Source organism: Achromobacter sp. ACM05 (genome assembly GCF_019218915.1).
GTDB classification, from domain to species: domain Bacteria; phylum Pseudomonadota; class Gammaproteobacteria; order Burkholderiales; family Burkholderiaceae_B; genus Achromobacter; species Achromobacter animicus.
In genome coordinates, this window is the sequence record NZ_JAHUWQ010000001.1 from 1336086 (window position 1) to 1354817 (window position 18732).

The window sequence follows — 18732 nt, forward strand, 5'->3', positions numbered from 1 at the left end:
ATGTCTGAACCTTCCGCCTTGTTGATCCAGTCGCTGGAAAAAGGGCTCGCCGTGCTCGAGTCCTTCCGGGGGCACGCCTCTTTGAGCCTTCAGGAGATGGCCCGCGAAAACGGCATCACCATCGGCTCGGCCCAGCGCGTGGCCTACACGCTGGAAAAGACCGGCTACCTGTTCAAGGATCCGCGCACCAAGCGCTACAGCATGACGGTCAAGGCCGTGGGGCTGGGCTACAGCTATCTCTACCGGCAGCCCTTGTTCCAGCATGCGCATGCGGTGCTGCATCAGGTCAACCAGGAGTGCGGCGAGATCGTCAATCTGGCCGTGCCCGACGGCGACAACATGGTGTTCGTCATGCGCGTCGCGCCGGCCAGGCACATTCCCGAGTACCTGCCGGTGGGCACGCAGATTCCCTGCGTGGCGACCGCGTCGGGGCGCGCGCTATGGGCGTTGCTGCCGCCGGATGAACTCGATCTCAGGTTGCGCAACGTGACGTGCGCGAAGTACACGCCGCACACCACCACCGACGTCGACCGGCTGCGCGCATTGATCGACGAGGCAAGACGGGATCAGTACGCCTATGCCGATGAAGAGTTCTTTGCGGGGGATTTGAATGTCGCGGCGGTGATTTATGGCGACAACGGCGATCCGCTGGGTGCGGTCAACATATCCGTGCCGAAGCCGCGCTGGTCGCTGGCGCGTGCGCGGGAGGAACTGGGGCCGCTGGTGATCCGGGCAGCCAGGGCGATCAGCAAGCGCAATTGAGGCCGACCGCCCGGGTTGCCGGGAATTACCAGCGATAGCGCAACGTCGCCATGACCGTGCGTTCTGCGCCCCAATAGCAACTCACGGCCGTGCCCAGGCAGTTGGCCACGTAACGCTTGTCGAACAGGTTGGACACGTTCAACGCGACCTGCGCGCCGGCAAGGGCGGGGCTGGCGCGGCCCAAGTCGTAGCGGATCGCGGCATCGACCAATGTCACGGCCGGGATGGCGTAGTTGTTGTTCAGATCGCCATAGAAGCCGCCGCGGTACGTCACGCCGGCGCCCAGGCCCACGCCTTGCAACGGGCCGTCGCGCAACGTGTAGTCTGCCCACAGCGCCGCTTGATGGCGCGGCACGAAGTTGAGCTGATTGCCGCGCTGCGCGGGATTGTTGCTCTTGGTGATCTCGCTGTCGCTCAGCGCATACGACATCGTCAGATCCAACCCGTTGTCGAAGCTGGCCTTGCCCTCCAGCTCCAGCCCCTGCACCTGGACCTGGCCGGTCTGCACGACAAAGCTGGTATTGACCGGGTCCGGCGTGCTGACGTTGTTCTGGTTGATCTGGAACGCCGACAGCGTCACGAAGCTGGCGTAGCCGTTGGGCTGGAACTTGATGCCGGCCTCGTACTGCTCACCAGTCGTCGGCTTGAGCGCCGAGCCGTCGCGCATCACGCCGATGACGGGCTGGAAGGACGTGGAATAGCTCAGATAGGGCGCCAGACCGTTGTCAAAGCGATACGTGACGCCGAGCCGGCCGGTGAAGCGGTTGGCGTCGGCATCGCGCGAGGTCCATGCCCATTGCCCGGCGCTGCCGCGCGCGCCGGTATCGGTGGTGCCTTCGGTCCAGTCGTAACGGCCCACCAGCGTGAACAACAACCGGTCAAGTTCGATCTGGTCCTGCGCGTACACGCCCAACTGGCTGCGCGTCATGTTGATCTTGGTGGCCGTGGGCGGGCGCGTCACCGGTGTGCCGTAGTCGGGGTTGAACACGTCGAACAGCGGCGACGCCGGCGGCAGCATCAGTCCCAGGCTGCTTTCGTTGTAGCGGGATTTTTCCCGCAGGTAATCCAGGCCGAAGGTGAGGTCGTGGCGTGTGGGGCCGGCCGTGAATTTGGCGTTCACCTGATTGTCGATCTGGAACGCATGCGATGTCTCGGGAAAGGCCCACGCGTACCGGATCGCCTGGGTCTCGGACGCCATCGCGCCGATCTGCACGCGACGGGTGTTGGTGTCCACGTTGGTGTAGCGGGCGCTTTGCCGCACGCTCCAGGTGTCGTTCAGGCGGTGGTCCAGCGTGTAGCCCACCATGGTCTGCTCGTTGGTGAAGATGTCGTAGCCGGGTTCGCCCACGAAGCGGTCGCGCGGAATGTAGCCGGCGCTGCTTTTCTCCAGCGTGCCGATGACCGGCAACACGGGCGCGCCGCCGCCGCCGTGACTGGTGATCTTCTGGTACTGCACGTTCAGATTCAGGCTGGTGTCGGACGACGGGCGCCAGGTGAAGCTGGGCGCGATGAACTGGCGTTCATCGTCGACGTGCTGGTACTGCGTATCGCTATCGCGCAAGGTGCCGGTCAGGCGATACAGAAATTTGCCTTCGTCGTCGGCCGGACCGGAAAAGTCGAAGGAGCCCTGGTACCGGTTGAAGCTGCCCGCCTGCAGGACGACTTCATTGATCGGCTCGGCGGTGGGACGCTTGCTGGTCATGTTCACCAACCCGCCCGGGGCGCTCTGGCCGTAAAGGCCGGACGACGGTCCCTTCAGGATCTCTATCCGTTCCAGGCCATAGGTGTCGATGCGCGGCTGCGCGTAACCCCGCGCGCCGAAGGGCAGAAGCAGGCCGTCCAGATAGCGCGCCGGCGTGAATCCGCGGATGGTCAGCCAGTCATAGCGCACGTCGTTGTCGCCGTACTGGGCGAAGATGCCCGGCGTGTAGCGGACGGCCTGCGCCAGCGAGGTGACGCCGCGCCAGTCCATTTCATTGCGGGTGATGACGTTGATGGTCTGGGGCGTGTCGATCAGGGCCGCGTCCGACTTGGTGCCGGACCGGCTGCGCGTGGCGACGAAGTCGGCGCCGGAGGTCGGCGACGCATCGCTCGATCCCTGCACCACAACCGGCGACAACGTGGAGACATCGGCGGCCGCCGAAGGAGCGGGTTGCGCGCCGACGGACGCGGACGCCGCAAAGGCGGCGAGCAATGCCAACGGCAACGGCTTGACGGAGAAGGACACGGGGTTACCACCTGATCAATTTATAATTAACAAGAATCATTCTTGTGCGACGGCATGATTCCAGAACGCCCGCCGGATGTCTGACGATTTCGCGGCGCCAATTGACGGTTTTGCTGCACTCGGCGCAATTGCGCCTGTTTCCCATGTCCGCTGAGCTCTCGCTTGACCCGTACACCGCTCCCGCCAAGCCTCACGAATGGTGGCGAGGGACACTTCCCACCGTGCCCGCGACGCAAGACTGGGAAAACGTCATCCAGTGCGTGGTGCGCGTCGAGGAAGGCGTCAGTGTGGTGGTGCTGGACGGCTGCCCATCGGCGGCGCTGACAATTCCCGCGCCGGGCGCGCCGGTGTTCGGCATGCAGGTATGGCTGGAGGGCGACGCCGTGCTGGCGTTGGACGGCGGCAAACCGCTGAAGGTGACCGGGGGCGCGGCGCTGCTCTTCAACCACGAACAGCCGTTGGGTTGGACCACGCACCTTTACGCGAATCGGCGCGTCCGGATGCTGGATATCCGATACACGCCTGATGCGCTCGCCCGGGCCGGCGACTCGGCGCCCATCACCCTGCTGACCCAACGGTTTCGCCACGACGTCAGCGTGCCGACCCACGGATCGTTGGTCGCAATGCTGGACGCGCCGGCCAGCCTGCTGACGTTGGCCACCGACATTTCCCGCAACGCGCCGACGGCGCCCGAGGCGCGCCGGATCTGGTACCGCGCCAAGTCGCTCGAGACGCTGGCTGCCTTTGTGGAATTGCTTTCCGTGCCGCAAGTGCTGAAGGGACCCGCCGCGGAGGAGCGCCAGCAGGTGCAGCAAGCTTGCCGCCTGCTGCGGGAACGCTGCTCGGAACAGTGGCCGCCGGGGCGTGTTGCGCGGATGGTGGGCTTGTCCGAAAGGCGGCTTCAGGAATTGATGCGCGAAAACGTCGGCCGTTCGGTGCACGCCTATCTGAGCGACGCGCGGCTGGTTCGCGCCTCGGACCTGCTGCGCAGCGGCATGAGCGTCACGCAGGTGGCCGGCGACTTGGGCTACTCAAGCCTCAGTCATTTCAGCAAGATTTTCAAGGCGCGATACGGCGCATCGCCACGCGCCTGGTAAGGCGCTGAATATGCTCAGCGGCATGTCGATCAATCGATGCGCATCAAACCGCCGGCCCCTTGATCAGCCACTGCAGCATCCTCTGCAGCGAATCCCGGTCATACTCCGCATCGGTAAGCCGGTACTGCTCCGGATCACGATTCACCCACGAATCGGTCACCGTCCACGCATCGCCGTCCTGCTCAAGCCGCAGTGCATAAATCCAGTTGCCGGTCCAACTGCGATGCAAACGCAGCCAGCCGTCGTGCAGGTAGATGAACCATTTGTCTTCCATCTCCTTCGGCACGAAGCCCTGTTGCAAGCGGGCGTACTCGTCGGCGGTAAAACGCCCCTGAAAATGCAGCGGTTCACGCTGCGCCGGCGCGGGCAGGTGCTTCCAGGAGTCTGGGGTGGCGATGGGCATGTGTGGGCTTCTGTTCTATGCTGGATTTTTCGCATACTACCAAGGCCCCGCCATGCACCTTCAAGCCGCCATTCCAATCCTGCGCATTTTCTCCGTGGAAAAGGCGCGCGACTTCTATCTGGATTTCCTGGGGTTCACCTGGGACTGGGAGCACCGCTTCGAGGCGGGATTTCCGCTGTATGCGCAGGTGCATCGCGGGGATCTGGTGCTGCATCTGTCCGAGCATCATGGCGACGCGACTCCGGGGTCGGCCGTGTTCGTGCGGATGCAGGGCGTGGATGAATTCCACGCGGAGGTCAGCGCCAGGCAGTATGCCTACATGCGGCCCGGCGTCGAGGAGATGCCGTGGGGGCGCGTGATGGCGGTGATCGATCCGTTTGGCAATCGGCTCAGCTTTTGCGAGTCACAGGACTAGCGGCCTGCGCCTAGACCCCCAGATAGCGGTGCGCCAGGTCGGGCTGCGCGGCCAGTTCGGCGGGGCTGCCTTGCCAGACGACGCGGCCTTTTTCCAGGACGTGGTGGCGGTCAACCAGGGTCGCCATTTCCTTCAGGTTCTTGTCGATCACAAGAATGGTCTGGCCTTCTTCCTTCAAGCGGCGCAGGCAGTTCCAGATTTCCTGGCGGATCAGGGGCGCGAGGCCTTCGGTGGCTTCGTCCAGGATGAGCAGGCGCGGGTTGATGAGCAGGGCGCGGCCGACAGCCAGCATCTGCTGTTCGCCGCCGGATAGCGTGCGGGCGGATTGGGTGCGGCGTTCTTTCAGGCGCGGGAACAGGTCGAAGACGCGGCCGACGTGCCAGCCTGCGTGCGTGTTGCGGGCGGTGGCGACGAGGTTTTCTTCGACGGTTAGCGATCCAAACACGCGGCGGCCTTCGGGGACGAGACCGATGCCTAGCTGCGCGATGCGGTGCGGGGCCATGCCGGTGATCGGTTTGCCGTCGAGCAGGATGGCGCCGCCCTGCGCGGGCAGCATGCCCATCAGCGTCTTGACGGTCGTGGTCTTGCCCATGCCGTTGCGGCCGATCAGCGAGACAACTTGCCGAGGCGCGATGTCCAGGTCGACGCCAAAAAGCACTTTGCTGGCGCCGTAGCCGCCTTGCAGTTGGTTCACTTGCAGCATCAGTCCTCCTCGCCCAGATAGGCGGCGCGCACGTCGGGATGGCGGCGCACCTCGTCGGGCGTGCCGGTGAAAATGGTCTTGCCGTAGACCAGCACGGTGACGCGGTCGGCCAGCGCGAAGACGGCGTCCATGTCGTGTTCGACCAGCAGGATGGCGTAGCGGCCCTTCAAGGTCTGGAGCAGCGCCGTCATGCGTTGCGATTCTTCGGCGCCCATGCCGGCCATCGGTTCGTCCAGCAACAGCACGGAGGCGTCCAGCGACAGCGCCATGGCAATTTCGAGCTGGCGCTTTTCACCGTGCGCCAGCGCGGACACGCGCACGCCGGCGCGTCCGGCCAGACCGACACGTTCGAGCGCATCGCGCGCCGGTTCGCGCAGCCGGGCCATGCGCCGCGCATTGCGCCACAGGTTGAAACCGCCCGGGCTGCGCGCCTGCACGGCCATGGCGACGTTGTCTTCGGCGCTGAAGTCGGGGTAGAGCTGGCTGATCTGAAACGAACGGGCCAGGCCCGCGGCGGGGCGCCGGTAGGCGGGCATGCGCGTGATGTCGGCGCCGTCGAGCCAGATGCTGCCGGCATCGGGCAGGATTTCACCGCTGATCTGCGATAGCAGCGTGGTCTTGCCCGCGCCATTAGGGCCGATGAGGGCGTGCAGCTCGCCGGGCCGGACCGCGAGGTCGACGCCCTGCGTGGCGTGTACCGCGCCAAAGGATTTCTGCAGGCCGCGGATCTCCAGTTTAGGGTGGGTCATTGCTTGCCTCCCACGAGCCAGCCGTACACGCCGCGTTTGCCGAAGAGCACCACCAGCACCAGCACGGGTCCCAGGATCAGCATCCAGTGCTCCGTCCAGCCGGTGGCGACCTGCTCCAGGCCGAGGTACACGGCCACGCCGAGCACCGGGCCGAAGATCGAACCCATACCGCCCAGGATGACCATGGCCATGAGTTCGCCGGACTTCTGCCAGGCGGACATGTCCGGGCTGACAAAGAGCGCGTAATTGGCCCACAGCGCGCCGGCAAGCCCGGTCCCGGCAGCCGACAGCACGAACGCCGTGAGGCGATAGCGCAGCGGCGCGAGGCCCAGGGCGATGCTGCGGCGCGGATTCTGCTTGATGCTCTGCAGTGCCATGCCGAAGGGCGAATTGACGATGCGCCGGCACACGATGATCCAAAGGGTCATGAGCGCCAGGCACACGTAGTAGAAGCTAGCCGGATCGTTCACGTTCAGCCCCGGCAGCGTGTTGCGCGCATCGATCGACAGGCCGTCGTCGCCGCCGTAGATCATCAGTCCGACGAGGATGAAATACAGCATCTGCCCGAAGGCGAGCGTGATCATGATGAACTGCACGCCGGAAGTGCGCAGCGACAGAAAGCCCACAACCAGCCCGGCCAGCGCGGCAACCGCGACGGCGAGCGGCCACATGACCAGCGCGGCATTGCTGCCGCTCCAGCCAAAGATCGTCTCGCCCATGTTGACGTGGTAGGCAGCGATGCCGATGACGTAGCCGCCTAGCCCGAAGAATGCGGCGTGGCCAAAGCTGACCATGGCGCCGTAGCCCAGGATCAGGTCCAGGCTGACGGCCGCGATGGCGTAGATGAGAAAGCGCGTCATGAGGTTGACGAGGAAGCTCTCGCCCGTGGCCTGCGCGATGGCCGGCACCAGCACAAAGAGCAACAGCCCGATCGCGTTGACGACGACGCTGCGGGTGATGCGCGGTCTGCCAGCCGAGGAGGTGTCTGACACCCTCGACGCGCCGTCACGGTTTGGGGCGCCGCCTCGGGTGTCGGACACCGATGCGCCCGCGCCGCCGGCGTCAGATAGCGGCCCGGCAGCGGGATTCGTTGAAGTTGGTCTGGTCATGAATATCTTTCCTAGCGCTGGGCCGGCACCAGTCCGCGCGGCTTGAACAGCAGCACGATGGCCATCAGGATGTAGATGCTGGCGGACACGAGGCTTGAGCTCGCGGAGTCCGAGAGCTCGGGCGGCAGCAGGCGCGACATCCAGAAGGGGATGTAGGCGCGCCCCAGCGCATCGGTCATGCCGATCATCAGCGACCCCACCAGCGCGCCGCGCACGGAGCCGACGCCGCCCACCACGATGACGACGAAGGTGGTGATGAGAATGCGCTCGCCCATGCCGATCTCCACTGCCAGCAAAGGCGCGGCCATGACGCCCGCAAAGCCGCAGAGCAGGGCGCCCAGCGTGAAGATCAAAGTGAAGAGGCGCTGGATGTTCACGCCCAGCGCGTCGACCATCTCGCCGTCGTCGGCGCCGGCGCGCACCAGCATCCCGACCCGCGTGCGCGAGATCAGCAACCAGAGGCCCACCGCCACCAGCGCGCCCGCACCAATGAAGGCGAGCCGCATGATGGGATAGTTCAGGCTGGGCAGCAGCGCGACGGATCCCGACAGAAAAGGCGGGATGTCCATGAAGGGCGGGCTGCGGCCGAACAGCACGGTCACCAGTTCATTGGTGAACAGCGTGAGCCCCAGCGTGGCTAGCACCTGATCCAGGTGATCGCGCCGGTACAGGTGGCGGATGACCAGCAGTTCGACGATCAGCCCGTACAGCGCCGCGCCGGCCAGCGCAGCCAGCAGGGCGGCCGCGAACGAGCCCGTGGACGCCGCCGCGCTGGCCGCGCAGAACGCGCCCACCATGTAGAACGAACCGTGCGTCAGGTTGATGACGTTCATGATGCCGAACACCAGCGTCAATCCCGCCGACAACAAAAACAGCAAGGCGCTGTACTGCAGGCCGTTCAGGACCTGCTCCAGGAACATCAGCATTGCGACTCCTTCTCGGGAGAGCCTGAATGGCTAGGCCGCGCGGCGCCGGCGAGCCCGGCGCCGCGTGCCTTGTGCCGCGTCATGGCATCTTGCAGTCCGCGGCGTGCACGTCCGTGTGGTCGCGGGCAAGCACCTTCAGGTTCTTGTAGACCAGCTTGCCGTCGGGACCCGCTTCAATGTGCAGCAGATACCAGTCCTGGATCGGATGCTGGTTCGGCCCGAACTTGAATTTGCCGCGCACGCTGGGAAAGTCCGCGCGCCGCAACGCATTGCGGAAGTCGTCGGGTTTGCCGGTGATGTCGCCGTCCACGGCTTTCAAGGCGGAGCCGATCAGATTGGCGGTGTCGTAGGCCTGGGCCGCGTAGGCGGTAGGCGCGCGGTTGTAGGCCTTGGTGAAGGCCTCGACGAAATGCTTGCTCTGCGGGTTGTCCAGGTCGGCGCTCCACAGCGAGCTCAGGTAGAAGCCCTTGCCCGCGGTGCCGGTGGCGGCCAGCATGCGGTCGTCCATCGAGTAGATGGGCGTGATCATCTTGATCTTGTCCGCCAGGCCCGAGTTGGCAAACTGCTTGGTCAGGTTGATGCCCGCGCCGCCCGGATGGAACTGGAAGATGGCGTCGGGATTGAGCGAGCGGATGCGCGCCAGCTCCACCGAGAAGTCTGCCTGCTCGAGCTTGGTGTAGATCTCGTCGGCGATCTCGCCTTTGTAGGTGCGCTTGAAGCCGGCGATGGCGTCTCGGCCGGCCTGGTAGTTCGGGGCCATGATGACCACGCGCTTGGCGCCCAGCTCATTGGCCGCCATGCCGGCCGTGTCTGCGTACGAGTCGTTCTGGAACGCCACCGAGAAGTAATTGGGGTTGCAGGCCTTGCCGGCGAAGTTGGACGGGCCGGCGTTCAGGCTGACGTAGAAGGCGCCAGCGTTGAGCACGGTAGGCCCGACGGCGGCCATGACGTTCGAGAAATTGATGCCGGTGAACAGCCGCACGCCGCCTTGCACCATCTTGTCGGCAATCTGTTTGGCGTTGGCGGGTTTTAGCGCGTCGTCCTCGACGCGCACGTTGACCGGCACGCCGCCCAGCTTGCCGCCGCCTTCCTTGACGGCCAGCATGAAGGCGTCGCGCTCGTCTTCGCCGATGTAGCCGGCGGGCGTGGACAGCGTGCCGATGAATCCGATATCCACAGGTTTCTGCTGGGCGCTGGCCGCGTACGAGGCCAATGACAGCATGACGGCGGCCGCGCCGCGGATGGTGCTTTTGTGCATGGTTGTCTCCTCTTGTACTGATGCTTGTATGCCGCGTGCTCTTTGGCAAGCGGCGTTTTCCCTGCTGTGTCTTTTGCTGCAACTATTGCTGCGTCATTCTCTGCATCTTTTGCTGCGTCCTTTATTGCCGCGCCGTCTATTGCGGCGCGCTTCCCGCCAGGCAGTTCTCCACCTTCCACCCATACAGCCACTGCAATGCGTCATAGAACTGGGCCTGGCTGCGCCCCGTCCACAGCATGTTGCGCACGGTGCGCTCCACGCCGCGCGCGTGATAGAGCCTGCCCATTTCGCGTGTCGACCACACCACGCGCGCACTGCGCGGGATGCGGACCGATTCGTACAACCGGAAGGCGGCGGGCAGGTCGTGCTCGCACTGCCTGATGGCCTCGCCCAGCGTCACGGCGTCTTCCAGCGCCATGCAGGCGCCCTGAGCCATGTATTGCGTCATGGGATGCGCTGCATCGCCCAGGATCGTGACGCGGCCCTCGCCCCACTGTTCCACCGGCTCGCGATCGGCGGTTGCCCAGCGCTTCCATGACGTCGGGCGGTCCAGCATCTGATGCGGCGTCGGGTGTATGCCCTGGAAGTACGACAGCACCTCGTCCTTGCTGCCTTCCCGCACGCCCCATTCTTCCTGCTCGCGGCTATGGAAGGTGACGACCAGGTTGTATTGCTGCCCGCCGCGCAGCGGATAGTGCACCAGGTGGCAATGCGGCCCGGCCCACAGCACCGGGGCGTTGATGCGCAGCTCCCGGGGCATGTTCTCCTCTTCGACCACCGCGCGGTAGACCACGTGACCTGTGACGCGCGCCGGATCGCCCACCATGCGCTCGCGGATCACGGACTTGACGCCGTCTGCGCCCACCAACGCGTCAGCGCGGTAGCGGTTGCCATGCGTGTCCACGACTTCCACGCCGTGATCGTCCTGCGTCATGCTGGCGATCTGCGTAGACGTGCGGAACTGGATCAGCGGGTCCTGCTGCACGGCCTCCAGAATGGACAGATGGATGTCGGCGCGATGAATCACCGCATACGGGCCGCCAAACCGTGCTCGGAACGCTTCGCCGGTGTCGATGCGCACGACCTCCCTGGCGTCCACTGCATCCATCATGATGATGTGGTCGGTGAAGACCGCGCGCTCGCGCGCCGTGCGGCCCACGCCCAGGGCATCCAGCGCCGCGAAGGCATTGGGGCCAAGCTGAATGCCGGCGCCGATCTCGCCGATGTGCGCGGCCTGCTCCAGCAGTTGCACGGCAATGCCCTGCCGCGTCAGCGCCAGCGCAGCCGCCAGCCCGCCAATGCCGCCGCCCACGACGATCACGGTTTGCGTCTTCGGGTTTGCCGCCTGGTTCGTAGTCATGTCGGAATCTCGCGGTTCAGTCGTGGCCGCCCAGGAAGGCGCCCTGTTGCTTCAATTGCGCCTGCAGCGCGGAAATGGAAACGTCGCCGGGCGCAATGCCGTCGCGCAGCGCCATCGCGGATGCGGTGCCGGCGGCTTCGCCCATGACGAAGCAGCTGCCGCTGACGCGCGCCGCCGACTGCCCCTCATGCGTCATCGACGCGCCGCGGCCAGCCACCAGCACGTTGCTGGCCACGCCCGGTCCGCGCCGCGGCACCATCATGCGAAACGGCAGCTGGTTGTAGCCGCGCGATTCGGGGATGGGCGGCCACACCCACTTCACGTCACCCGCCGTGTGCATTTCCAACGGCCAGCCGTTCACGCCGATGCTGTCCGGAAAATCCGCGCAGCCCAGCACGTGCTCCTGCGTCAGCACGGCCTCGCCGACGATGCGGCGCGTTTCGCGGATGCCCAACTGCGGCGCGATGTCCAGCACATAGGCCTGCTCGAACCCGGGCACCTTGGCGCGCAGGAACGCCAGATAGTTCATGATCTGCCGGCGGCCTTCAAGCTCGCCTGCCGACAGGGAATCCGCGTCGGTGCCGTCCGCCGCGCTGCCGTCCGCATTGGCAAGCTGCGTGACGTTGACGCGCCATTCGTAATCGTGCTTTTGCGGCCGCACGATGGCGCCTTTGCGCGGAAACGTGAATTCACCGCTGGCGGCGGCGTCGTCCATCAGCGCGGGGATGGTTTTCCAGGCCTCTTGCGCACGCGCGCCGTCTACATTTCCCACCTTGAACATCAGCGTGGGGTAAAGCATGTGACCGTGGGCGTCGCCTTTCTCAAACGGCAGACCGCCCCAGTGCGCAATGTCGGCGTCGCCCGAACAATCAATGAAGATCTTCGCGCGAACGGCGCAGCGGCCGGACTTGGTTTCTAGGAACAGCGCGTCCACGCGGCCCGCGTCGTCACGCGTCAGGCCCGTGGCCAGCGCATGAAACAGCACCTGCGCGCCGCTGTCCTGCACCAGACCGTCCGCCGCGCACTTGAAGGCCGAGATGTCGTAGGCCTGCGCGTGGATCTTGCCCAGGATCAGGTGCGGATCGTTCAGCCCGTCCATCGCGCGCATGCGGTCCAGAAGGTCGTCGGTCATGCCGTGCACCACCTGCCGGATGTCGCCGTGGATGTTCGCGTGCAATCCGCAGAAGTTGGACACGCCCGCGGCGGTGCCCATGCCGCCCAGGAAGCCGTAGCGCTCCACCAGCAGCACGCTCGCGCCGTTGCGCGCGGCGCTGGCGGCCGCCAGCACCCCGGCGGGGCCGCCGCCCAGGACGACGACCTCGTACTCGCCATACAGCGGCACCTGACGGGCGGGTTCGGTGATGACCATCTGACTCTCCTTGCGTTCATTGCAGCCGGCGTGCGCCGTCCTTCTTAGCCCACTTCTTGGCCCACTTCTTGGTCCGCTTATGGGCACAGTTATTGGCCCTTGATCCCCAGCTTCTTGATCAGGGGCTCCCAGCGCTTCAATTCGTCATCCATGTAGCCGCGGAATTGCGCGGGCGTATCGCCCACCGGATCCATGAACTGCGCCTGCAGCCGCTTGGCGACCTCGGGATCGTGAATCGCCTGGATCAGTGCGTCGGACAGTTTCTTCTGTACATCGGCCGGCGCCTTGGACGACACCACAAAGCCGATCCACGCCGAGCCCTCGATCCCTTGCACCCCCACTTCCGCCAGCGTCGGAATGTCGGGCAGCAGCGCGGACCGCTTGGACGACGTCACCGCCAGCGCCTTCAACCGGCCATCCTTCACCATCGGCATCACCGCAATGGGCGGCAGCGCGGCAAACTGGGTGTCGCCCGACAGCAGCGACGTCAGCGCCGCCGGCGAGGACGGGTAGGGCACGTGCGTGGCGCGCGCGCCGATCTGCTGCAGCAGCAGTTCGACCGCCAGATGCGACACCGTGCCCGCGCCCGGCGACGGGAAGTTGTACTTGTCAGGATTCTTCTTCAGCGCGTCCAGCAGCTGTCCAATGTTGCCGATGCCGGCGGAGGCCGGGACGACCAGCACGTTGGGCTGATGCACCGCCAGCGTCAGCGGCGCCAGGTCCGTGGCGGGCGCGTAGGGCAGCTTGTCGAACAGCAGCGTGTTGTTCACCAGCGGGCCGGTGATCGACACGCCGAAGGTGTAGCCGTCGGGCTTGGCGTTGGCGATGGCGAATGTGCCGATGTTGCCGCTGGCGCCCGGCTTGTTTTCCACAACGATGGTCTGGCCGAGGATTGCGCCCGCCTTTTCGGTGACGATGCGGGCCACCTGGTCCGGACTTGAGCCTGGACCGAACGGCACCACTGCCTTGAGCGGCTGCGTGGGCCAGGCATCTGCGGCGGTGGCGGTGGCGGTGGCGGCCAGCGGCGCCAGCACGGCAAGGCTTAGTGCCGCAATGCGTCGCGCCACTGCGCGGCTAGGCAGCAAGGTCGAAGCTTCAAGCATGCGTGTCTCCCACGTCCTTCATGGTGTCGAAGTAGGTCTGTTCATTGGCGATGAAGGCGGCGACCATCGCGCGATAGGTGGCGTCCACTACCTGCTCCAGGTTGGAGAAGCCCTGGTTGTGGCGCTGGGCGAGCGCCCGGGCCTTTTCAAATACCTGGGCTTGACGCGCGGGCGCGCTCACTTGAAAGGCGTCGCGTTTGAATCGCGCGGCGTCCTTCACGTACATCGCGCGTTCGGCGATCAGCCGCACGATTTCGTCGTCCAGCCGGTCGATATTGGCGCGCACGTCGGCCAGATTGGCGCACAGCGGGCGATAGGCCGGATCGGTGTACTCGCGCAGCGGCGCGCCGTGGGTGTCGGGTTCTTTGCTCACTGGGTGTAGTCCGGTTGCTGTGCAGGCGCGGCCTGCTGGAAGGCGGGTTGCGCATTGCAGTGTTCGACGATGCGCAGGATGCTCGGATAGGCGGACAGGTCGCAGCCCATGCGCTGCGCGTTGGCCACCTGCGGCACCAGGCAGCAGTCCGCCAGCGTGGGCGCGTCACCAAAGCAGTACGCGCCGTGTCCGTGACGCGCCAGCAGCGCTTCCACTGCCGTCAGGCCTTCGCGGATCCAGTGGTGATACCAGGCGTTCTTCTGGGCGTCCGTCGCGCCCAGCACTTCCTGCAGATAGCGAAGGATGCGCATGTTGTTGACCGGATGGATGTCGCACGAGATGGCGTGGGACAGCTCCAGCACGCGCGCGCGCGCCAGCGCGTCGGCCGGAATCAGCCGCGGCTCGGGATGCGTGGCCTCCAGGTAGTCGATGATGGCGAGCGACTGCGAAAGCTGCACATCGCCGTCGATCAGAAGCGGCACGCCGGCCGACGGATTGCGCGCCACATAGTCTGGTGCTCGCTGCTCCTGCTTGCGCAGGTTCACGGGCAGGTATTCGTAGGACAGACCTTTTAGGGCAAGCGCGATGCGCACGCGGTAGGAGGTCGAACTGTTGAAGAAGTTGTGCAGTTGCATGGATGGGGCGTTTCGTGAGGACGGTTGACCTTGGGCGGATCTTTCAGGGACGTTCAGGGCAGGAACTTTGGTGCCGGAAACACTCATTCGGCCGTGATGCCGGTTCGGGCGACGACGTCGTCCCAGCGCTTGGCGTCACGGGCGATGAGGGATCCAAAATCGGCAGGCGTTGACGTGGCCGGCACCATGCCCTGCGCATCGAATGCCGTGGCGGTCGCGGGCGTCTGCAAGATGGCGTTGATCGCCTGGTTCATGCGGTCGACGATGGCAGGCGGCGTGCCTTTGGACGCCAGGACCCCGTACCACATGTCCACGTCGGCCCCCTGCAGTCCGGCTTCCGTCAGCGTGGGCACGTCCGGCAGTTGCGGCAGGCGCTTCGGGCTGCCGGTGGCGATCACCTTGAGTTTGCCGCCCTTCACCTGCGGCAGCGCCACGTGAACGGGCAGGAACATGTAGTCGAGCCGTCCGCCGAGCATGTCGGTGACGGCGCCCGCCGTGCCCTTGTACGGCACGTGCAGCATGCTGGCGCCGGTGCGGTCCAGAAACAGCGCCATCGAAAGGTGATGGGGCGTGCCCACGCCGGGGGTGCCGTAGCTCAGCTTGCCCGGCGCGGCCTTGGCCGCCTGCACCACGTCGGCGACGGTGTTGGCGGGATTGGTCGGATGCGTGACCAGCAGCAGCGAGCCCCAAGAGGTCAGGCCGACCGGCGCAAAGTCCTGTTGCGGATCAAAGCGCAGCTTGCCCTTGTAGAGGCTGCTGTTCATGACGAACGTGTTGACCGTGACCAGGAATGTGTAGCCATCGGGGGTGGCGCGCGCGACCTTTTCGCTGCCGATATTGCCGCTGGCGCCGGCCAGGTTCTCGACGACGACGGGTTGGCCCAGCGTCTGCGGCAAGCTGGCCGCCAACTGGCGGGCAATCAGGTCGATGCCGGTGCCGGGTGTGAAGGGCACCACCAGCGTGATGGGGCGGTCGGGCCAGGCGGCGTGGCTCGCCGCGGCCGCAAAGGACAGCGCCGCGGCAGCCAGAACACGTAGCAACTTCAACATGGGTTGTCTCCTTGTTTGTCGCCGGTCATGCGCCGGCTTTGAAGGGCGGCGGGTCTTGGGACCCGCTCGCCGGGGCACTGAGGTCCGGCTACTGCTACACGTAAGGCGCGCGCTCCTTCAGGGCAACCGGGTCGAAGCCCGCCACCTGCTTGTAGCGCCGGGAAATACCTTCCAATTCCTCGCGGCTGATGACGTCCTCGATCCGCGTATAAGGCTTGTCCGCCGAACGCACGTGGACTTCACGCAGGATCGCGTCCGGCGGGTTGCTGCGATTGGTCAGCACGACGCGCGTCGTGGCTTCGACTCGGGCGCGGTCGTACTGCTGCAAGGCATCGGGCGTCAGGCCCAGGCGCTTGAACTGGCCGGTCAGGTAGCGGGCGTCCACCACGGCCTGGCCCGCGCCGTTCGAGCCGCGCGGCACCATCGGGTGGGCCGCGTCGCCCAGCAACGTCATGCGGCCCTGCGTCCACGTGGGCAGCGGATCCTGGTCGACCATGGGGTACTCCAGAATCGAGTCTGCGTCCTGAATCAGCTTGGCCACGTCGAGCCAGTCGAAGTGCCAGTCGGCAAAGGCCGGAAAGAAGTCCTCGAGCCTGCCGCTGCGGTTCCAGTCGCGCACGGCAGGTTGCTCGGCTTCGATCTCGGCGACCCAGTTCACGAGCTGGTTGCCGTCCGCGTCGATGTTGTCGCGAATCGGGTAGATCACCATCTTGCCGGTGGACAGCCAGCCGGCGCGCACCATGCTCGCGCCCGACAGAAAGGGTTTGCAGCGCGTCGTGCCACGCCACATGTTCACGCCGGAGTAGCGCGGCGCGCCTTCCTGCGGATAGAGCTGCTTGCGCAATACCGAGTGAATGCCGTCGCAGCCGACGGCAATGCGGCCGCGCATGGACGGCAGCGCATTGCCGTCGTTGTCTTGAAAGCTGGCCGTGACGCTGTCGGCGTCCTGCGTCACGCCCGTGCAGCGCGCGTTCACCACGACGCTGTCCTGGCCCAGACGTTCGCGCACGGCATCCAGCAACGCCATTTGCAGGTCGCCGCGGTGGATGGAGTACTGGGGCCAGTCGTAACCGGCGTCGGTGCCCGCCGGTTCGCCATAGATGAACTGGCCGTGCCGCGTGTAGAACACGGACTCACGCGTGCGCACGGCAATGGCGTCCAACGCGGGCAAAAGGCCCAATTCATCCAGTTCGCGGGTGGCGTGCGGCAGCAGATTGATGCCCACGCCCAGCGGCTTGATCTCTCGCACGGCTTCGAAAACGCGGCAGGAAATGCCTGCCTGATGCAGGCTCAGCGCCAGCACCAGGCCGCCGACGCCCGCGCCGACGATGATGACATCGGTGTCGGTGCGCATCGTCACACCATCTGCACGCTGAGCGTGCCCAGGCCGTCGACGCCGCCGACCATCCGGTCGCCCCGCACCACGGGTCCCACGCCTTCGGGCGTGCCGGTGTAGATGAGGTCGCCGGCTTCAAGACGGAAGTACTTGGAGAGGTACGCGATGGTTTCGGCAATGGACCAGATCAGCTTGCCGATGTCGCTGCGCTGCTTGTCCGCGCCATTGACCTGCAGCCAGATGCCGGCGTTCTCGATGTCCTTTACCGATTGCGCGGGATGCAGCGGGCCGATGGGCGCGCTCTGGTCAAAAGCCTTGCCCAGTTCCCACGGGCGGCCGGCCTCGCGCATTTTCATCTGCAGGTCGCGGCGCGTCATGTCCAGGCCGACGGCGTAGCCATAGATGTGCTGCAGGGCCTCGACGACGGAAATGTTGGCGCCGCCCTTGCCGATAGCCGCGACGAGTTCGATCTCGTAATGCAGGTTGGCCGTTTCGGGCGGGTAGGGTAGTGAAAGCGTGCTGCCTTCGGCAACGGGCACGACGGCGTCGGCGGGCTTGCAGAAGAAGAACGGCGGTTCGCGGTCGGGGTCAAAGCCCATTTCGCGTGCATGGGCAGCGTAATTGCGGCCAACGCAATAAACGCGGCGTACAGGAAAGCTGTCCTGGCTACCGGCGATGGGCACGGCGACGGGGGAGGCGGGGGCAAACACAAACGACATGGAGCATCCTTTGAAGACGGGATGGAGAGTCAGGCGCGCGAGGTGGGTGATCGGCACGCGCCGGTCAGGCGACGCGTTCTTCGCGCCACAGGCCCAGCGCGTCCTGCACCGGGCGGTCGGAATAGCTGAAGAGCGTGGCGTCTTCCAGCGCGGCAAGCTGCACAGGCATCCAGGACGGCGCGACGAAAACATCGCGCGGTCCGAAATGGAATTCCTGGTCGCCGATGCGCGCGGTGCCGCGGCCCTCGACGACGCTGTAGACCGTGGAGTCGGTCGTGCGCGTGGTCTTGCCCTGAAAGCCCGCGGGCAGGAACTGCATGAACGTGGCCATCGTGGGCATGGGGTAGCCACCCGTGGCGGGATTCAGGTAGCGCAGCTTGACGCCGTCCCACGGGTCGAGTTCACCGTGACGGTAGAGCGCATCCAGCGCTTCGCGGCTGCGTTCGTACGGGTAGTTGAAGATGGGTGAGGTGCCGCTCGAAACCTGGTGACGCACGGGCGCCATGTTGTGGCCAAAGCGGGCCATGCTGTCGCCTTCGGGCCGCGTAACGGGCTGGGTGGCGGACGGATAGTTCTCTGCAAAGCCCGCGTCCAGAAAGCGCAGCAGCGGAATGTCCAGGCCATCCAGCCAGACCACGGGCTCGCCGCCTTCGACGGTTTCCGCGTTGCCGTGGTCATGCCAGGTCCATGATGGCGTGATGATGAAGTCGCCCGGGTGCATGGTGGTGCGTTCGCCGTTGACCGCGGTGTAGGCGCCGCGCCCTTCCACGATGAAGCGCAGGGCCGATTGCGTGTGACGGTGGCTTGGTGCGATCTCGCCGGGCAGGATCAGTTGCAGTCCTGCATACAGGCTTTGCGTGATGCTGGCCTGGCCCGGCAGACCAGGGTTTTCCAGAATCAGCACCCGGCGCACCGCTTCTTCAGCCGTGATCAGCGATCCGGACGCCATGACGTCGTCGCGCACATCGTCATATTTCCACAGCGCTGGCACGCAGCGCGGCGCGGGCTGGCGGGGCACCAGGTTGTGCAGCGACTCCCACAGGGGCGCCATGTGTTTCTTGGCGATGCGCGCGTAGTAAAGGGCGCGGTCCGAGGCAGCGCTGTCCGCGCCGGTGGAATGACCGTCGTGCATGGTTGTC

19 protein-coding genes are annotated in these 18732 nt (G+C 65.7%); 3 read left to right on the top strand and 16 right to left on the bottom strand.

Annotated features, from left to right (window positions below):
* The gene (locus KW836_RS06170) at positions 1-762 is read left to right on the top strand and encodes an IclR family transcriptional regulator (protein WP_175139560.1); all 762 of its coding nucleotides are present in this window, start codon (positions 1-3) and stop codon (positions 760-762) included.
* A gap of 25 nt (positions 763-787) precedes the next feature.
* Here KW836_RS06170 and KW836_RS06175 read toward each other — a convergent pair whose 3' ends face one another.
* Positions 788-2989 carry a TonB-dependent siderophore receptor gene (locus KW836_RS06175; RefSeq protein ID WP_218342711.1) on the bottom strand — a complete coding sequence of 734 codons (2202 nt, stop codon included), beginning with the start codon at positions 2987-2989 and terminating at the stop codon, positions 788-790.
* A gap of 143 nt (positions 2990-3132) precedes the next feature.
* Here KW836_RS06175 and KW836_RS06180 point away from each other — a divergent pair, with 143 nt between their 5' ends.
* Positions 3133-4086, top strand: a complete 954-nt coding sequence (locus KW836_RS06180; protein ID WP_218342712.1) for an AraC family transcriptional regulator — start codon at positions 3133-3135, stop codon at positions 4084-4086.
* Positions 4087-4129: 43 nt separating this feature from the next.
* Here the strand turns inward: KW836_RS06180 and KW836_RS06185 are convergent, their stop codons facing one another.
* Positions 4130-4489 carry a hypothetical protein gene (locus tag KW836_RS06185; RefSeq protein WP_175184848.1) on the bottom strand — a complete coding sequence of 120 codons (360 nt, stop codon included), beginning with the start codon at positions 4487-4489 and terminating at the stop codon, positions 4130-4132.
* Between the two features lie 52 nt (positions 4490-4541).
* On the opposite strand from KW836_RS06185, the gene KW836_RS06190 reads away from it, so the two are divergent.
* Entirely contained in the window at positions 4542-4904 is a 363-nt protein-coding gene (locus tag KW836_RS06190; protein ID WP_175122213.1) for a glyoxalase superfamily protein, read from the top strand.
* A gap of 10 nt (positions 4905-4914) precedes the next feature.
* On the opposite strand, the gene KW836_RS06195 is transcribed toward KW836_RS06190, so the two are convergent.
* The 14 genes from KW836_RS06195 to gtdA all read right to left on the bottom strand — a co-directional run bounded on the left by KW836_RS06195 (position 4915) and on the right by gtdA (position 18725).
* Positions 4915-5607, bottom strand: a complete 693-nt coding sequence (locus KW836_RS06195) for an ABC transporter ATP-binding protein (RefSeq protein WP_175122214.1) — start codon at positions 5605-5607, stop codon at positions 4915-4917.
* On the bottom strand, positions 5607-6356 hold the full coding sequence (locus tag KW836_RS06200; RefSeq protein ID WP_218342713.1) for an ABC transporter ATP-binding protein: 750 nt from the start codon (positions 6354-6356) through the stop codon (positions 5607-5609). Before KW836_RS06200 ends, KW836_RS06195 begins: the two co-directional genes overlap by 1 nt.
* On the bottom strand, positions 6353-7315 hold the full coding sequence (locus tag KW836_RS06205; protein WP_218343277.1) for a branched-chain amino acid ABC transporter permease: 963 nt from the start codon (positions 7313-7315) through the stop codon (positions 6353-6355). The genes KW836_RS06200 and KW836_RS06205 overlap by 4 nt, the downstream gene beginning before the upstream one ends.
* 161 nt (positions 7316-7476) lie before the next feature.
* Positions 7477-8391 (bottom strand): branched-chain amino acid ABC transporter permease, encoded by a 915-nt coding sequence (locus KW836_RS06210; RefSeq protein ID WP_218342714.1) that lies wholly within the window; start codon positions 8389-8391, stop codon positions 7477-7479.
* A gap of 79 nt (positions 8392-8470) precedes the next feature.
* A complete protein-coding gene (locus KW836_RS06215) occupies positions 8471-9649 on the bottom strand; it encodes an ABC transporter substrate-binding protein (RefSeq protein ID WP_218342715.1) in 1179 nt (392 codons plus the stop codon).
* A 136-nt stretch (positions 9650-9785) separates the two neighbouring features.
* Positions 9786-11009, bottom strand: coding sequence for a 3-hydroxybenzoate 6-monooxygenase (locus tag KW836_RS06220; protein WP_175139569.1), 1224 nt, complete (start codon positions 11007-11009; stop codon positions 9786-9788).
* Between the two features lie 16 nt (positions 11010-11025).
* On the bottom strand, positions 11026-12378 hold the full coding sequence (locus tag KW836_RS06225; RefSeq protein WP_218342716.1) for an FAD-dependent oxidoreductase: 1353 nt from the start codon (positions 12376-12378) through the stop codon (positions 11026-11028).
* Between the two features lie 89 nt (positions 12379-12467).
* Positions 12468-13481 carry a tripartite tricarboxylate transporter substrate binding protein gene (locus KW836_RS06230; RefSeq protein ID WP_218342717.1) on the bottom strand — a complete coding sequence of 338 codons (1014 nt, stop codon included), beginning with the start codon at positions 13479-13481 and terminating at the stop codon, positions 12468-12470.
* Positions 13474-13854 (bottom strand): chorismate mutase, encoded by a 381-nt coding sequence (locus tag KW836_RS06235; RefSeq protein WP_218342718.1) that lies wholly within the window; start codon positions 13852-13854, stop codon positions 13474-13476. Before KW836_RS06235 ends, KW836_RS06230 begins: the two co-directional genes overlap by 8 nt.
* Entirely contained in the window at positions 13851-14489 is a 639-nt protein-coding gene (gene maiA / locus KW836_RS06240; RefSeq protein WP_218342719.1) for a maleylacetoacetate isomerase, read from the bottom strand. The genes KW836_RS06235 and maiA overlap by 4 nt, the downstream gene beginning before the upstream one ends.
* A gap of 83 nt (positions 14490-14572) precedes the next feature.
* Positions 14573-15538 (bottom strand): tripartite tricarboxylate transporter substrate binding protein, encoded by a 966-nt coding sequence (locus KW836_RS06245; RefSeq protein ID WP_218342720.1) that lies wholly within the window; start codon positions 15536-15538, stop codon positions 14573-14575.
* Positions 15539-15632: 94 nt separating this feature from the next.
* Complete coding sequence (locus tag KW836_RS06250) at positions 15633-16892, bottom strand: flavin-dependent oxidoreductase (protein ID WP_218342721.1); 1260 nt, start codon at positions 16890-16892, stop codon at positions 15633-15635.
* Positions 16893-16894: 2 nt separating this feature from the next.
* Positions 16895-17593, bottom strand: a complete 699-nt coding sequence (locus tag KW836_RS06255; RefSeq protein ID WP_218342722.1) for a fumarylacetoacetate hydrolase family protein — start codon at positions 17591-17593, stop codon at positions 16895-16897.
* Positions 17594-17657: 64 nt separating this feature from the next.
* Positions 17658-18725 carry a gentisate 1,2-dioxygenase gene (gene gtdA, locus KW836_RS06260; protein WP_175122225.1) on the bottom strand — a complete coding sequence of 356 codons (1068 nt, stop codon included), beginning with the start codon at positions 18723-18725 and terminating at the stop codon, positions 17658-17660.
* Between the last annotated feature and the right edge of the window lie 7 nt (positions 18726-18732).

Bases quoted from the DNA above. Each gene is read 5' to 3' on its own strand.
- KW836_RS06170 (WP_175139560.1), top strand. From the start codon at position 1: ATGTCTGAACCTTCCGCCTTGTTGATCCAGTCGCTGGAAAAAGGGCTC.
- KW836_RS06180 (WP_218342712.1), top strand. From the start codon at position 3,133: ATGTCCGCTGAGCTCTCGCTTGACCCGTACACCGCTCCCGCCAAGCCT.
- KW836_RS06185 (WP_175184848.1), bottom strand. From the start codon at position 4,489: ATGCCCATCGCCACCCCAGACTCCTGGAAGCACCTGCCCGCGCCGGCG.
- KW836_RS06190 (WP_175122213.1), top strand. From the start codon at position 4,542: ATGCACCTTCAAGCCGCCATTCCAATCCTGCGCATTTTCTCCGTGGAA.
- KW836_RS06195 (WP_175122214.1), bottom strand. From the start codon at position 5,607: ATGCTGCAAGTGAACCAACTGCAAGGCGGCTACGGCGCCAGCAAAGTG.
- KW836_RS06200 (WP_218342713.1), bottom strand. From the start codon at position 6,356: ATGACCCACCCTAAACTGGAGATCCGCGGCCTGCAGAAATCCTTTGGC.
- KW836_RS06210 (WP_218342714.1), bottom strand. From the start codon at position 8,391: ATGCTGATGTTCCTGGAGCAGGTCCTGAACGGCCTGCAGTACAGCGCC.
- KW836_RS06215 (WP_218342715.1), bottom strand. From the start codon at position 9,649: ATGCACAAAAGCACCATCCGCGGCGCGGCCGCCGTCATGCTGTCATTG.
- KW836_RS06220 (WP_175139569.1), bottom strand. From the start codon at position 11,009: ATGACTACGAACCAGGCGGCAAACCCGAAGACGCAAACCGTGATCGTC.
- KW836_RS06225 (WP_218342716.1), bottom strand. From the start codon at position 12,378: ATGGTCATCACCGAACCCGCCCGTCAGGTGCCGCTGTATGGCGAGTAC.
- KW836_RS06230 (WP_218342717.1), bottom strand. From the start codon at position 13,481: ATGCTTGAAGCTTCGACCTTGCTGCCTAGCCGCGCAGTGGCGCGACGC.
- maiA (WP_218342719.1), bottom strand. From the start codon at position 14,489: ATGCAACTGCACAACTTCTTCAACAGTTCGACCTCCTACCGCGTGCGC.
- KW836_RS06245 (WP_218342720.1), bottom strand. From the start codon at position 15,538: ATGTTGAAGTTGCTACGTGTTCTGGCTGCCGCGGCGCTGTCCTTTGCG.
- KW836_RS06250 (WP_218342721.1), bottom strand. From the start codon at position 16,892: ATGCGCACCGACACCGATGTCATCATCGTCGGCGCGGGCGTCGGCGGC.
- KW836_RS06255 (WP_218342722.1), bottom strand. From the start codon at position 17,593: ATGTCGTTTGTGTTTGCCCCCGCCTCCCCCGTCGCCGTGCCCATCGCC.
- gtdA (WP_175122225.1), bottom strand. From the start codon at position 18,725: ATGCACGACGGTCATTCCACCGGCGCGGACAGCGCTGCCTCGGACCGC.